10 protein-coding genes are annotated in these 14,851 nt (G+C 64.9%); all 10 read left to right on the forward strand.

What is annotated here, in order from left to right:
• The first annotated feature begins 200 nt into the window (after positions 1–200).
• The 10 genes from ligD to AC1DVW_RS09400 all read left to right on the forward strand — a co-directional run bounded on the left by ligD (position 201) and on the right by AC1DVW_RS09400 (position 14,469).
• Positions 201–2,198, forward strand: coding sequence for a DNA ligase D (gene ligD, locus AC1DVW_RS09355; protein WP_477322541.1), 1,998 nt, complete (start codon positions 201–203; stop codon positions 2,196–2,198).
• Positions 2,199–2,372: 174 nt separating this feature from the next.
• On the forward strand, positions 2,373–3,344 hold the full coding sequence (locus AC1DVW_RS09360; protein ID WP_477322543.1) for an ArdC family protein: 972 nt from the start codon (positions 2,373–2,375) through the stop codon (positions 3,342–3,344).
• Between the two features lie 125 nt (positions 3,345–3,469).
• Entirely contained in the window at positions 3,470–5,602 is a 2,133-nt protein-coding gene (locus AC1DVW_RS09365) for a ParB/RepB/Spo0J family partition protein (protein WP_477322545.1), read from the forward strand.
• 94 nt (positions 5,603–5,696) lie between these two features.
• Positions 5,697–6,173 (forward strand): hypothetical protein, encoded by a 477-nt coding sequence (locus tag AC1DVW_RS09370; RefSeq protein ID WP_477322547.1) that lies wholly within the window; start codon positions 5,697–5,699, stop codon positions 6,171–6,173.
• Positions 6,174–6,377: 204 nt separating this feature from the next.
• The gene (locus AC1DVW_RS09375; protein WP_477322549.1) at positions 6,378–10,706 is read left to right on the forward strand and encodes a strawberry notch-like NTP hydrolase domain-containing protein; all 4,329 of its coding nucleotides are present in this window, start codon (positions 6,378–6,380) and stop codon (positions 10,704–10,706) included.
• The gene (locus tag AC1DVW_RS09380) at positions 10,703–11,740 is read left to right on the forward strand and encodes a DUF7146 domain-containing protein (protein WP_477322550.1); all 1,038 of its coding nucleotides are present in this window, start codon (positions 10,703–10,705) and stop codon (positions 11,738–11,740) included. The genes AC1DVW_RS09375 and AC1DVW_RS09380 overlap by 4 nt, the downstream gene beginning before the upstream one ends.
• Before the next feature lie 341 nt (positions 11,741–12,081).
• Positions 12,082–13,008, forward strand: coding sequence for a DUF2493 domain-containing protein (locus tag AC1DVW_RS09385; protein ID WP_477322552.1), 927 nt, complete (start codon positions 12,082–12,084; stop codon positions 13,006–13,008).
• 59 nt (positions 13,009–13,067) lie between these two features.
• The gene (locus tag AC1DVW_RS09390; protein WP_477322554.1) at positions 13,068–13,523 is read left to right on the forward strand and encodes a hypothetical protein; all 456 of its coding nucleotides are present in this window, start codon (positions 13,068–13,070) and stop codon (positions 13,521–13,523) included.
• 204 nt (positions 13,524–13,727) lie between these two features.
• Positions 13,728–13,895, forward strand: coding sequence for a hypothetical protein (locus AC1DVW_RS09395; RefSeq protein WP_352795338.1), 168 nt, complete (start codon positions 13,728–13,730; stop codon positions 13,893–13,895).
• Positions 13,896–14,028: 133 nt separating this feature from the next.
• The gene (locus AC1DVW_RS09400) at positions 14,029–14,469 is read left to right on the forward strand and encodes a hypothetical protein (RefSeq protein ID WP_477322556.1); all 441 of its coding nucleotides are present in this window, start codon (positions 14,029–14,031) and stop codon (positions 14,467–14,469) included.
• Positions 14,470–14,851 lie beyond the last annotated feature (382 nt).

Consider the following 14,851-nt stretch of genomic DNA (forward strand, 5'->3'; position numbering starts at 1 on the left):
CAGTCGGTCCCGCATCCCGTCCTGCGGCCGGCGCTATGCTGACGCTCCTACGGCTGTCCCGTTCACCGCCCGCGGCGGGGGCGAATTTCCTCCGTCCTACGCGCGACAATGATCCGCGGTTGCGGACGCGCGCAGGACTGCGGCTTATACGCCGTTCTTCCTTAGAGCGCCGACGGTCGCCGGCGCGGAGATGCTTGGACATGGAACCGAATCCCAGGCAGGGTATTGAATCGGACTGTGTATCCGAGTTCCGCATGTCGGCTGTAGATGGCACCCTCGGCATCAGCAAAAGGCGCACACGGCGCCGAGACTTGGAATCTATCCCTAGATATCCGCTGCCGGGATTTCGGTCCTTCCAGCTCTGCACATTGACAGACCACATACCGGTCGGCGGGGATTGGCTCTTCGAGATGAAGTTCGACGGCTATCGTGCCCAAGTCGCCATCTCCGGCTCGAACGTCGTCGTCTATACCCGCAATGGCCACGACTGGACCCGACAGTTCAAGGTCATCCTGCCGCCGCTTCGGAGACTGACCAAGGGCGCGGTGCTGATCGACGGTGAGATCGTCGCCATCGACAGCCAGGGCCGCACGAACTTCTCCATGCTGAAAACCGGCATTGCCGCGGGTATGCCGCTCAAATTCTATGCCTTTGATCTGCTTGAATTCGATGGCGAAGATCTGTCGAACCAGCCGCTCCTTGAGCGCAAGGAGCGACTTGAGTCCCTGCTAGGCTCGCGCCGCCCTGAAGACAGCCTGCAATTCTCCAGCCACATCCTCGACCAGGGCAAAAGGGTGTTTGACGCCATGTGCGCGGGCGGCCACGAAGGCGTTATCGCCAAGCGCGCCGACAGCTCCTACGTCGGCGACCGCACCGGGAGTTGGCTCAAGATCAAGTGCACGAAGCGACAGGAATTCGTTGTCGGCGGCTATCGCCCAAGTGACACAGGACATGGCATGGCCTCGCTGATCCTCGGCACTTACGACAATGGCAAGCTCATCTATCGCGGTCGCGTCGGCACTGGGTTCACCGCAGCGATGCGCAAGGACATCCTGGCGAAGCTCGAGAAACGCCGTATTGAGAAACCGGCGTTCGCTTCTGTTCCGAGAGACATTGCCCGTCGTGCCCGGTGGGTGAAGCCCGAGCTTGTCGCCGAAGTCACCTATGCCGAAGTCACACCGGACGGCAGCTTGCGACATCCAAGCTTTCAGGGCATGCGCGAAGACAAGCGAGCCGACCAGGTAGTGATGGAAATGCCGAAGGCGCCGGCAACTCTTGGCTCCGCCAATCTCGATCCGGGAATCGGCAAGGAGATCGCAGTTGCTGTCGGCGTCAAGCTGACGCATCCGGACAAGGTCATGTATCCCGGGACCAAGGTGACCAAGGCCACGCTTGCCGCCTACTACGCCGTGGTCGCCGAGAAGATGCTGCCGCACATACAGGATCGGCCGCTGTCGCTGGTGCGCGATACCGACGGCGACCTGCAACAGACCTTTTTTCAGAAGCACAGACTGCCAGGCATGCCCAAGGCCATCCATGACGGCCAGTTGGAGAAGATGTCCGGTAAGGAAAGCCGCATCTTGTGGGTCGATGACCTGGCAGGGCTGATCGCAGGTGTCCAGATGAACGTGCTCGAATTCCACATCTGGGGGAGCCTGCGCCAGCAGCCGGATCTGCCGCACCGCATGATCTTCGACATCGACCCCGACGAGGGCCTCGGCTTCACTGCCGTCAAGCAGGCAGCCCTCGACGTTCGGGGCCTTCTGGAAGCGCTTGGACTGCAGTCGTGGCCGTTGCTGTCCGGCGGCAAGGGCGTTCATGTGGTCGTGCCGCTCGTCCCGGAGGCAGACTGGGACGAGGTCAAGAGCTTCTGCCAAGACTTCGCCGAACTGCTGGCCCGTACAGATCCGTCGCGCTTCGTCGCCAACATGAGCAAGGCGAAGCGCAAGGGCCGAATGTTTCTCGATTACCTGCGCAACGGCCAGGGCTCCACTGCAATCTGTCCCTGGTCGACGCGGGCACGCGCGGGAGCGTCGTGCGCGGTGCCCGTCAGTTGGGAGGAGTTGCCCACCTGCGAAAGCGCCAACGGTTTCGATGTTTTCGCCGCCGCCGCGCGGGCTCAGCTACCCGAAGCCTGGGAGGGTTATTTCGACGTCGAACAAACGCTTACCGACCGCATCCGCCACGCAGTCCGGTAGCAATAACCATACTAGATGGTCAGCGACATTTGCCGATTTGGCGCGGACCGCCTTTGCCCAAATTCGAGAGCGTCCTCCCCCGCAACGCCGTCTAGAGTGAGAGTACGGACCGGTTTGCCGTGACGGGTTGAGAGCTGGAGGAGAGGCCTCCGGCGCCCGTCGCGGAGAACCGCGATGTCCAGACATTACGCTCGCGCCAGCACCGACCGGGCAAGCCTCTATGACGATATCACCAACAAGATTATCGCCGAGATGGAGGCTGGGCGCTTTCCCTGGGTGCAGCCCTGGGGCACGACGGCGACGAAAGCTCCTCTCGCCATGCCGGCCAATGCCGCGACAGGCCGCGCCTATTCCGGGATCAACGTACTGATCCTGTGGGGTGCGGTCGTCGAGCATGGCTTTCCCGTCCAGGGATGGCTGACTTTCCGCCAGGCGCTATCGCTGGGCGGTCATGTCCGCAAGGGCGAACACGGGACCACCGTCGTCTATGCTGACCGCTTCATCCCTGACGACGAGAAGAATCGCGCGCGGGAAACCGGCGAGGCAGCACAGGTGATACCGTTCCTGAAGCGCTTCATCGTGTTCAACGTGGCGCAATGCGAAAATCTGCCCGACGATCTGGCCGCGGCTCCGCCTGCACCAGAACCCGGACTGATCGAGCCTACGGTCGAGGCGATGATCAAGGCGACCGGGATCGATTTCCGCATCGGTGGCAACAACGCCTATTATGTGCCGGCGCACGACTACGTGCGGGTGCCGCCCCCGCAGGCCTATTTCGAGACCATCGACTGGCACCGCACCGCCCTGCACGAACTTGGCCATGCGACCGGCCATCCCTCCCGCGTCGGCCGTGACCTCGGCGGCGCCTTCGGCACCAAGAAATATGCGTTCGAGGAACTGGTCGCCGAGATGAACGCAGCCTTCTGCTGCGCCTCGCTTGGCATCGTGCCGACCGTGCGCCACGCCGACTACCTGGCCTCCTGGCTTGAGGTTCTGCGCGAAGACAACCGCGCCATCGTGCGTGCCGCCTCCCGGGCCAGCAAGGCGGCCGACTGGCTGCTTGCCTTCCTACCGCAACCTGACGGCGCTTCCAGGACGGGCACAGGCGAGGTCGATGAGACCGACATCGACAGGAGGGCGGCATGATCCTCCTCACGTACCTCGGATCTTCCGTGTGCGGCGCGGTACGTAGAGTGAGAGGGCTGCGCCGGTCTTTGTGACGGGTTTGGAGGTCGAGAGAGTCTCGGCCGCCCGTCGCGGAGATAATCAAGATGGCTACGGTCAAGCAGAAGATCACCCTCAACGCTTCGCGCGACATCCCGTTCAACAAGCTGATGCTGAGCCAGTCCAACGTCCGGCGCATCAAGCGCGGGGAAACGATCGAGGACCTCGCCGCCTCGATTGGACGGCGCGGCCTGCTCCAGAGTCTCAACGTCCGGCCAGTGCTGGATGGTGAGGGCAACGAGACCGGCATGTTTGAGGTGCCGGCTGGTGGCCGCCGCTATCGCGCCCTTGAGCTGCTGATCAAGCAGAAGCGCATGGTCAAAACCGAGCCTGTGCCTTGCGTCGTCACCGACGCACATAGCGAGGTGCCGATCGAGGAAGATTCGCTGGCCGAGAACTTCCAGCGCGAGGACCTGCATCCTCTCGACATGTTCCGTGCCTTCCAGACCCTGCACGATCAGGGCGCGAGCCACGAGGAGATTGCGGCACGCTTCTTCGTGTCCGCGACCTTTGTCCAGCAACGCCTGCGGCTCGCGAAGGTGTCGCCCAAGCTGCACGATATCTACGAGCAGGACGGCATGAAGCTCGATCAACTCATGGCCTTCACCGTGACCGACGATCACGCCCGTCAGGAACAGGTCTGGGAGGCGCTCGAACATTCGTGGTCGAAGGAGCCGCATCAAATCCGGCGCATGCTGACCGAAACCACGGTTCTGGCAAGCGATCGCCGAACGCTATTCGTCGGCGTCGAGGCCTATCTCGCAGCCGGCGGCATTGTTCTGCGTGACCTGTTCGAGGCCGACAATGGCGGCTGGCTGCAGGACCCTGTGCTGCTCGACCGCCTGGTCTGCGACAAGCTGAAGTCGATCGCCGACGATATCGCCGCAGAGGGCTGGAAGTGGATCGTGGTCGATGTCGATCTGCCCTATGGCCACACTCACGGCCTGAGAGCGCTCGCCGGCACCCCCACCGATCTGACCAACGCGGAGCGGGCACAACGTGAAGCGCTGCGCAAGGAATACGATCGGCTGGAAGCCGAGTATGGCGAAGTCGACGAACTCCCCGACGAGGTCGATCAGCACCTCGGCGAGATCGAGTCTGCGCTCGATGCCTTCGAGAGCCGGCCGATGAACTACGATGCGGCCGAGATCGCTCGCGCCGGAGTGTTCATCAGCATCGATCGTGATGGCGATCTCGTCATCGATCGGGGCCATGTGCGCCCCGAGGATGAAGCGACACAGACGGTCGGCGGCGACTCCGCGGAGCCCGACGGTGCGACCGGGAGCGGGGATGGCAGCGACGATCTTTCCGTTCGCCGCGCCACCATCACCATCGGCGTGCAGGCGTCCGAGCCCGAGGAGGATGAGGGCGACATCATCAAGCCGCTGCCCGAGCGCCTGGTGATCGAACTCACCGCCCATCGTACGCTGGCGTTGCGCAATGCCGTGGCCGAGAACCAGCATGTTGCCATCACGGCGCTCTTGCATAGGCTCGTTCTTGACACATTCGGTCAGCGTTCCGCGACCGGCTGCGTTGAGGCGTTCGTCCGGCATGTCCACCTGCCGGCGCAGGACGCCGACCTCAAAGACAGCCCAGCGGCCAGGGCGGTTGATGAGCGCCATGCGACATGGAAGGGAGACATCCCGCTCGGTGACGACCAGACTCTATGGGGCTGGCTTGACGGTCTCGACGACGCCAGCCGGCAGGCGCTGCTGGCGCATTGCGTCAGCTATGGGATCAACGCCCTGTTCGAACGACCCAATCCCCACGGCAGCGGCGTTTCCCAGCACGGGCTGGATCAGCGCCTGCGCGAAGCCGATCGGCTGTCCCGTGCCACCGGCCTCGACATGGTGGATGCTGGCTGGCGCCCGACGGTCGATAACTATCTCGGCCGCGTCACCAAGTCCCGCATTCTCGAAGCCGTGCGCGAAGGTGCCGGCGAGCAGGCCGCCCAGCTCATCGACCACCTCAAGAAGGGCGACATGGCCAAGGAGGCGGAGCGCCTCCTTGCCGATAGTGGGTGGCTGCCGGAACCGCTCCGCCTCAGCGGCGATGACGCGCCAGCCACGCAGCCGGATGAGGGCGAGGAAGCTGACCTGCCCGAATTCCTCGCCGGTGGCGATGAGGAGGACTCGCCTGCGGCCAACGACGTCACCCGACACGCGGTCGCCGCCGAATAGCACCCATCGACAGCGCGGCTCTCGTCGCCACGTTCCGCCTTCACCTCACGGCCCGGCTCCCCGCCGGGCCATTTTCGTTTCAGGAGATAGGTCCATGTCAGCCCACATCGTCTACGACAACGCCCCGCTTGGCTCGCTGATCCGCTACTCGGACGGCACGCCGAAACCGCCCGCGTGCTTCACCCGCAAGCTCGCGGACTGGGAGCGCCGCAACGGTCTCGGCCGGCTGGTTCGCAAGTCACCCCCGCGCGACCGTCCGACCTACAGCGCCCCGGCCTCGATCACGCTCAACGAAGGGAATTTTTCCTCCGGCGGCATCATCCTGGTGACCGTTATGCGCACCCACTCGGTCGACAGCTCGCTCAGCTTCGAGATCGTCGAGCGACCCGCGATCGGCATGGTCCGGGTCCTGCAGCAGATCGGCGACCACGACGAGCTGCTGCACCTCGCCGAGAGCCGCGATGCGGCCGAACTCTGGACGGCCAAGACCGGATACCGCAATGCGCGTCTTGAAGACATCACCGCCGACGAGGTCGGCGCCGATGTCGTCGAAGGACGGGCGGCGGCCTGACCGCGCGGCGTCAGCTGACGGCGGAATATGATCGAGATCGGTTGATACCGGCAAGCGCTCCACCTCATGGCGGGGCGCTTGTTTCATTTTGGCTTCGGCGGAGCCCTGAGAGGGAGAGGCGGGCCGGGATGGGTTTGAATCCGCGCGGTCCAGAGAGAGCGCCGCGCGGCTCGATCCTGTCCCCGCTCTCCCGAGGTTCACACCATGTACATGATCTCGCCCTCTGTGGCGGTTCCCGCTGCCACGTCGCTCCCGCTCGCCCAAGCCGGTGCAGCCGGCGCGATCTTCGCCGCCGCCGGCCTGCTGCTTCCCCATCTCGAACGCGGTGAGAGCATCGACGCGCCAAAGCTGCGCTCTGCGATGGAAGCCGCATTCGGCGCCTCCGACGCCACCGGCGCCTGGGACTGGAAGCAGGCCTACGATGCCTGCGAGGCCGCGACGGTCCTTTTCCTCCGCAAGTACGGAAAGGCGTTGTTCCGCAAAGCCGGCTCTCCGGCTCTCCGGCTTTCCGCACTGTCGAAGATCGCCGGGCTCATGCCGACGCATACCCGCCGATCCGAAGAGGCGCAGGCCTTCCAGCAGTTCTCGACGCCGATCCCGCTCGGCCTCGTCGCGGCCACCGCCGCCGCCATTACGCCGGCCGACCGTGTGCTGGAGCCTTCGGCCGGCACCGGGCTGCTCGCCATCCTGGCCGAAATCGCCGGCGCCTCGCTCGTCCTCAACGAGCTTGCCGAGACGCGCGCGGCACTCCTCTCCTCCCTCTTTCCGGCTGTCCTCGTCACCCACTTCGATGCCGCCCAGATCGATGACCATCTCGACGCCAGCGCCGTTCCGAGCGTGGTGCTGATGAACCCGCCATTCTCGGTCATGGCCAATGTCGAGGGCCGGGTCGCTGACGCAGCCTGGCGTCACATCGCCTCGGCGCTGGCGCGCCTGGCCCCCGGCGGGCGGCTGGTGACCATCACCGGCGCGAGTTTCGCACCCGACAATCCGGCTTGGACCGCCGCCTTCACCCGCCTGCAGGAGCGTAGTCGTGTCGTCTTCTCCGCCGCCATCGACGGCGCCGCCTATGCCAAGCATGGCACGACCTTTTCGACGCGTCTCACCGTGTTCGACCGTGCGCCCGCCGACGATCTGGGCGTCTTCCCGGCCGCTCCCGGCGTCGCCCGCGATGCCGCCACGCTCCTCGAATGGGTCAGCGAGCATCTGCCGGCACGGTTGCCGGTCATTATGCCCAGGGGCGTCACTGGCACACCGTCTTCGGCCGTACCTCGCACCGTACGCGGCTATCTTGCGCGCACGACGAGGGCGACACCGCGCCCCTCGATCGCCGATCCCGAGGCCGTCGAACTCGCCTATGAAGTGATCGACTGGCAGGCCGCCGAGGGCGGCCACATCAGCGATGCGATCTATGAAGATTACGGGCTTCAGGCGATCCGTATTCCCGGCGCGCAGGCGCACCCGACCCAACTTGTGCAGTCGGCGGCGATGGCCTCGGTCGCTCCGCCCAAGCCGAGCTATCGACCGCGCCTGCCACGGAACGTTCTCGACCTGCTGTCGGATGCGCAGATCGAGACCGTCATCTATGCCGGCGAGGCCCATGCCGAATATCTCGCCGGCGCCTGGACCCTCGACAACACCTTCGACGTCGTCAGCGCCGCGGCCGATGACGCCGCCGGCGCCGTTCGCTTCCGCCAAGGCTTCATGATCGGTGACGGCACCGGCGTCGGCAAGGGGCGGGAATCCTCGGCCGTGATCCTCGACAACTGGATGCAGGGCCGTCGCAAGGCGGTGTGGATTTCGAAGTCCGACAAACTGATCGAGGATGCGCAACGCGATTGGTCGGCGCTCGGAATGGAGCGCCTGCTGATCACGCCGCTGTCGCGTTTTCCGCAGGGCAAGCCGATCACGCTGCCGAAAGGCATCCTATTCACCACCTATGCCACGCTGCGCAGCGACGACCGTGGCGAGAAGGTTTCGCGGGTCAAGCAGATCGTCGAATGGTTGGGTCCGGATTTTGATGGAGCCATCATCTTCGACGAAGCGCATGCCATGCAGAATGCCGTCAGCGCCAAGGGCGAGCGGGGCGACGCCTCTCCCTCGCAGCAGGGCCGTGCCGGCCTGCGACTCCAGCACGCCCTGCCGAATGCCCGCATTGTCTATGTGTCGGCGACTGGCGCCACCACCGTCCACAATCTCGCCTATGCCCAGCGGCTCGGCCTCTGGGGTGGCGAGCATTTCCCGTTCTCCACCCGCGCCGAGTTTGTCGAGGCGATTGAGGCGGGCGGCGTCGCGGCGATGGAGGTGCTGGCCCGCGACCTCAGGGCGCTCGGCCTCTACACGGCTCGCTCGCTCTCGTTCAACGGCGTCGAATACGAGCTGATCGAGCATGAGCTGACGCCGGAACAGGTCCGCATCTACGATGCCTATGCCGGCGCCTTCGGCATCATTCATAACAATCTCGATGCGGCCATGCAGGCGGCCAACATCACCGGCACTACCGGCACGCTCAATGCCCAAGCCAAGTCGGCCGCTCGAAGCGCATTCGAAAGCGCCAAGCAGAGGTTCTTCGGGCATCTCCTCACCAGCATGAAGACGCCGACGCTGATCCGCTCGATCGCCCGCGATCTGGAGGAGGGCCATGCAGCTGTCATCCAGATCGTCTCGACCGGCGAGGCGCTAATGGAACGGCGGCTGGCCGAACTGCCGACCGAGGAATGGAACGACGTTCGCGTCGACATCACGCCGCGCGAATATGTCCTTGACTACCTGGCCCATTCCTTCACGGTGCAGCTCTACGAGCCGTTTACCGACAGCGACGGCAATCTGTCGTCGCGGCCGGTCTACCGCGACGGCCAGCCGGTCGAGAGCCGGGAGGCGGTCGCCCGGCGCGACGACCTGATCGCTATGCTCGCCAGCCTGCCGCCCGTGCCCGGCGCACTCGATCAGATCGTCCAGCATTTCGGCACGGACATCGTGGCCGAGGTCACCGGTCGCTCGCGCCGCATCGTGCGCAAGGGCGACCGCCTGGTTGTCGAAAATCGCGCGGGCTCGGCCAACCTCGCCGAGACGCAGGCCTTCATGGATGACCAGAAGCGCGTTCTGGTTTTTTCGGATGCGGGCGGAACGGGGAGGAGCTACCACGCCGAGCTTTCGGCCCGGAACACGCGGCTGCGTGTGCATTACCTGCTCGAAGCCGGCTGGAAGGCCGACACCGCCATTCAGGGCCTGGGCCGCACGCATCGCACCAATCAGGCGCAGCCGCCGCTCTTCCGGCCGATCTCGACCAATGTGAAGGCGGAAAAGCGCTTCCTCTCGACGATCGCGCGGAGGCTCGACACGCTGGGCGCAATCACGCGCGGCCAGCGCCAGACCGGCGGCCAGGGCCTGTTCCGGCCAGAGGACAATCTGGAAAGCCACTATGCCCGCGATGCGCTACGGCAACTCTATCTGCTGATCGTACGCGGCAAGGTCGACGGCTGTTCGCTCGAGCGTTTCGAGGCGGCGACGGGTCTCAAGCTGATGGATGCCAATGGCATCAAGGACGAGTTGCCGCCGATCACCACCTTCCTCAATCGCCTGCTCGCACTCACCATTGCGCTGCAGGGCGTGCTGTTCGGTGCCTTCGAGCAACTGCTGGCGGCGCGCATCGAGGGCGCGGTCGCGTCAGGCACCTACGACGCCGGGCTGGAGACGCTGCAGGCCGAAAACTTCGTCGTCACCGATCGGCAGGTGATCTACACCCATCCTCGAACCGGCGCCGAAAGCCGCATGCTCACGATCACCGAACGCAAGCGAAATCGGCCCGTCACGCTCAATGCGGCGCTCGATCATCTCCGCGATCCGCGTGCCTTACTGCTCATCAACGAGCAATCGGGCCGCGCCGCCGTACAGATCCCGACCCCCAGCGTCATGCTCGACGATGGCGAGGTCGAGCGACGTGTCCGCCTGATCCGGCCGATGGAAGGCCAGAACATGCCGCTCAAGGCCATGGGAGAAACACGCTGGGTCGAGGCCGACCGCGAGGCGTTCGCAACTGCCTGGACCGCCGAAATCGCCGGGGTGCCGGAGTTTTCGGACTCGGTCTTGCACATGGTCACCGGCCTGCTGCTGCCGATCTGGAAGCGCCTGCCCAACGAGTCGACCCGCGTCTATCGACTTCAGACCGATGAGGGCGAGCGCCTAATCGGCCGCCGCGTCTCGCCGGCATGGGCCGCCAAGGCCTCTGCGACGAACGTGGTTGCGCTGTCGCCGGAGCAGGCGTTTGCGGCTCTGATGGACGGCCAGACCATCCTCGATCTTGCCGAGGATCTCCAGCTTCGCCGCAGCCGCGTCATGGGCGCATGGCGTATCGAATTGTCCGGCTTCACCGACACGATGCGCGAGCGCCTCACCGCCTACGGTCTCTTCCACGAGATCATTTCGTGGAAGCTCAGGATGTTCGTGCCGATCGACGCCAATGGGCTCGCCGTCCTGGAGCGCGTGCTCGACCGGTTCCCAATCGAGCGGGTCAGTGACCGGGAGGCTGCATGATTCCGCGTCACGCTGCATCCGATCTCGCACACCGCCTCGGCGAACATGCCGAGGCGGTGTGCCGCCACTACCTCTCCAATGGCCGTCGCCAGGGCAACTATTGGACCGTCGGCGACGTCCGCAATGCGCCAGGCCGCTCGATGTTCGTGCGTCTGCAGCCATCCCTGAAGGGACCGCCAGGCAAATGGACCGACGCCGCTACCGGCGAGCATGGCGACCTGCTCGATGTCATCCGCGAATCCCTCGGACTGGTCAACTTCCGGGACGTCGCCGACGAGGCGCGCGTGTTTCTCGCTATGCCAGATGCCATGCCGCCCCGACCGGTCGAGCCGATCACGCAGGTCCCCATTGGATCTCCGGAAGCGGCTCGCCGACTGGTCGCCATGTCGAAGCCCATTATCGGCACCCTCGTGGAAACGTATTTGCGTGGACGTGGCATTACGACTTTGCACGGAACCGCAGCCTTGCAGTTCCATCCACACTGCTACTACCGGCCAGACGATCATGGACCGACCGAGACCTTGCCGGCGATGATTGCCGCCGTTACCGATCTGGATGGACATCTGACCGGCGCGCACCGAACCTGGCTCGCACCGGACGGCGCCGGCAAGGCACTCGTCGACACACCGCGTCGGGCAATGGGTGACCTTCTCGGTCACGCCGTCCGCTTCGGAGTACCCGGGAGCGTCATGGCGGCAGGCGAAGGCATCGAGACGACGCTATCGCTCAGATGCGCCTTGCCGGACATGGCGATGGCTGCTGCACTCTCGGCAGCCCACCTTGCCGCCATCCTGTTCCCTCCGAACCTGCGGCGGCTCTATGTCATCCGCGACAACGATCCGGCCGGTGACGGTGCACGCGACGCATTGGTCGGGCGAGCAACGGAGGTCGGGATCGACGTGATCGCGCTATCACCGGTGATGGAGGACTTCAACAACGATCTCCGCCATTTCGGACTTGCCGCCTTCCGGGCCTCGATTGCGGACCAGCTCATGCGCAATGACCGCATCCGCTATCTGACACAGGCGGCATGAGCCGTGAGGGGAAGCGCGCGGCGCACGGTGACGGTGCGCCGCATGGATGCGTGACCCGCCGGCAGAGAACCGCGACCCGGCCTTCGAGAGGGCGATCGGGCCCACAGTCGTGCCGGTCAGGCAATGGCGGCGGCCGACTATTTTCCGGCGGCGCGCGACTACTCGCGAATGGCAGCGATTGGGCGCGACGCCTTTCCATCGCGAGGCAAAATAGCCGGCCGACGCCATCCTCCGCTACGCTCCGGCCCTCCGCTTCGCTGCGGGTGTCGAACCGTCCCGCCCGTGCGCTCTCGTCGCCATGAAGGCCGCGAGGGTCGCGGTCAAACCGACGGGAGCATCCCATGAGCGAGCACGACGACACCGAACCCCACCACGCCGCTTCGACGACCGATCACATCCTCACCGAACTCCAGCTCTATGGCTGGCGCCCCTATGCCGACGAGCCAGATCCGCGACCGCTCCCCGGTGGCGACCACGTGGCCGGAGCCGTGGCCGACATCTTTGACGCCCTCATCGCCACCCTGGCCGACACGCGCCTCGAACCCGACCTCGATGACCTCCTCTGGTCCGTCACCAATGTCTTCCACCGAGCTGTACAACGGATCGAGCGGCAACTGGACGACAACGAGCAGGCCCAGCGCCGCCTGCAGCGCGAACAGGACGGCAGCGAGATCAAGGCGGTCGAACTCGAGACACTCACCGCCCAGGGGCAGACCATGATCGAACGGCGCGACGCCTTCGAGCTCATGCGTGACCAGGCCGCCGACCGCTACGAGCAGCACACCGCCTCGGCCTGGCGACCGCGCACGGGGTCGATGGTCAACCACCACCATCTCACCGCCGCAATGATCGATAGCCGCGACTTCCTCGCGGCCAGGCGGCGCGCGGAAACCGAGGTCATGTTACCCGCCGGTCCCAAGATCGCCTTCTCCGGCGGCGATACCGCCGATCACGAGCTGATCTGGGCAAAGCTCGATCAAATCCGCGCCAAGCACCCCGACATGGTGCTGATGCACGGCGGATCACCGAAAGGCGCCGAAAAAATTGCCGCCCGCTGGGCCGATCATCGCAAGGTGCCGCAGGTCGCCTTCAAGCCCGACTGGAGCAAACATGCCAAGGCCGCTCCCTTCAAGCGCAACGACCAGATGTTGGCGGTCATGCCAATCGGCGTCATCATCTTTCCGGGCACCGGCATTCAGGAGAACCTGGTGGACAAGGCCCGCAAGCTCGGCATCCCGGTCTATCGGCTCGGCAACGGCGGCGCCTAAGCGCCGCCGGAACCTAAGCGCCCCTATAAATGCCCGGGAGGTACTGCATCCTTCAAGCCATGTCGCTCGCATCCTTTCCCGAAAGCTTCACGCCGGACATCGCGCTTGCCGACACCTTCTTGCGCAATGCCGCCGCCCACCTCGATGGCGCTGACCGAGCGGCGGATCTAGGCAGGCACAATGCGGCCCTTCACGCCATTGCCATCGCCATTGAACTGCTCCTGAAGTCGCATCTTCTCAGAGTCGCGACCGGCGATCCCTGGAACCGCCGCCATATCGGGCACGATCTCGACAAGGCGGCTCGTTACGCCGAGAGAGCTGGATTAGGCCTGCCACCGGAACTGCACAGCGTCATCGCCCAACTTCATCCTCATTTTCAGCGTGGCGGCTTCCAACGGGACCCAGCGCGTTCATGGCCGTCCGGTTTCTCGCTCGACGCCCGCCACATCGCGCGGCGGCTTGCTCAGACTCTCATGGAGCATGAGCGTCGCGCCAACGACGCCCGCTGCTCCTGACTTGAAGATGACCGCACCCCGCGATCCATTGCGCTGATCCTTGGTCCAGCCGACGGCCTGACGCCATCAACCCGCAAGGGGTCGGACTACGCGAAGCGTGCCGCCGCTGCGGCTTCGCCTTCGCGGTGATTGCGGCCATCGGTCGAACACATCGGGCGCCTGTCAGCGGAGGAGGGTCCTCCGCTTCAAACAGGAGCCGGATCGATGTCCCTCGCCGACGCGCATGCCTTCGCCTTCAGCCTCGCCGCCACCCTCATGGTAGCCATCGTCATCTTTCGTGCCGGCGACGGCACTCTCTCGGTCGTGCCCGCGAACGAGTATGACGGCGACGACACCGCCATCATCGGCGAAATCGACCCGTTCGCCCCATGACGGGGCGAACATTGCCGCTGGCGAAAGAGAGCTTTGGCAGTTTTCGCCCGTGGTTTTCGTTGCTATGCTCTGCGCTGCGCCGAGGTGGTGGTGGAAGGCGCAATCGCAGAGCTATTCTCTCGGAGACACCACCATGATCATTCTCGGCATGTTCCTTTGTATCGCGGCCATCGGCATCCTGTGCTGGTTGCTCTTCACGTTTGCTATCTTCGCCCTTCCGTTGTTCGTCGGGGTCAGCGCAGGCACGTGGGCATTCAACACCGGTGCCGGCTGGCTCGGCGCGATCCTTGCCGGCATCCTCGCAGCCGGGTTGACGCTTGGCGTCGGCCAAATCCTCCTCGGCGTTATCAGCCCTATGTGGGCGAAGCTGGTGATCGCGATGGTCTTCGTCGCTCCCGCGATCGTTGCCGGCTACCATGCCACTCATGGCATCGCGAAGCACATGATGCCTTCGGAAACCTGGCAGATCGTCTTTTCCGTCATTGGCGCGACCGCCGTCGGCGTCACGGCATATCTCCGGGTCGCGGGCATGACAGCCGCCGACCAATCCGGCAGGGACGTGGTTCGAGCCTAGACCCGCGCGGGCGAGGCGGATGGACCAGACCGACGAAGGCCTAGCCTCCTCCTTATCGGAGCAATCGGGCTACATGCCAAGGATCGAGCAACGGCCACGTGCCGGCGCGGCCCCGTCTGTGGACTTGGACTTTCTTCGGTCGATGCCCATGGCAGGCCGACCAGTCGGTAGCAGGACGGCAGCGCGGCCCGGTGGCCGCGGCGTTGGAGGTGTGCGGGATCTGGTGCCTGGATGTGTGGGCGATACCAGTGAAGCTCGTAGCGATCTGCTGGAGGCGCGTTGAGCGCCAACGTCTCCGTTGCCAATCTGTCCCAAGAGCGCTCCAAACGGCCTCTTCAATGGGCTGATCTGGCCGAAGGACGGCTGAAGCCTCGACCGCCTA

This window comes from Mesorhizobium sp. P3_B5 (assembly GCF_056402815.1).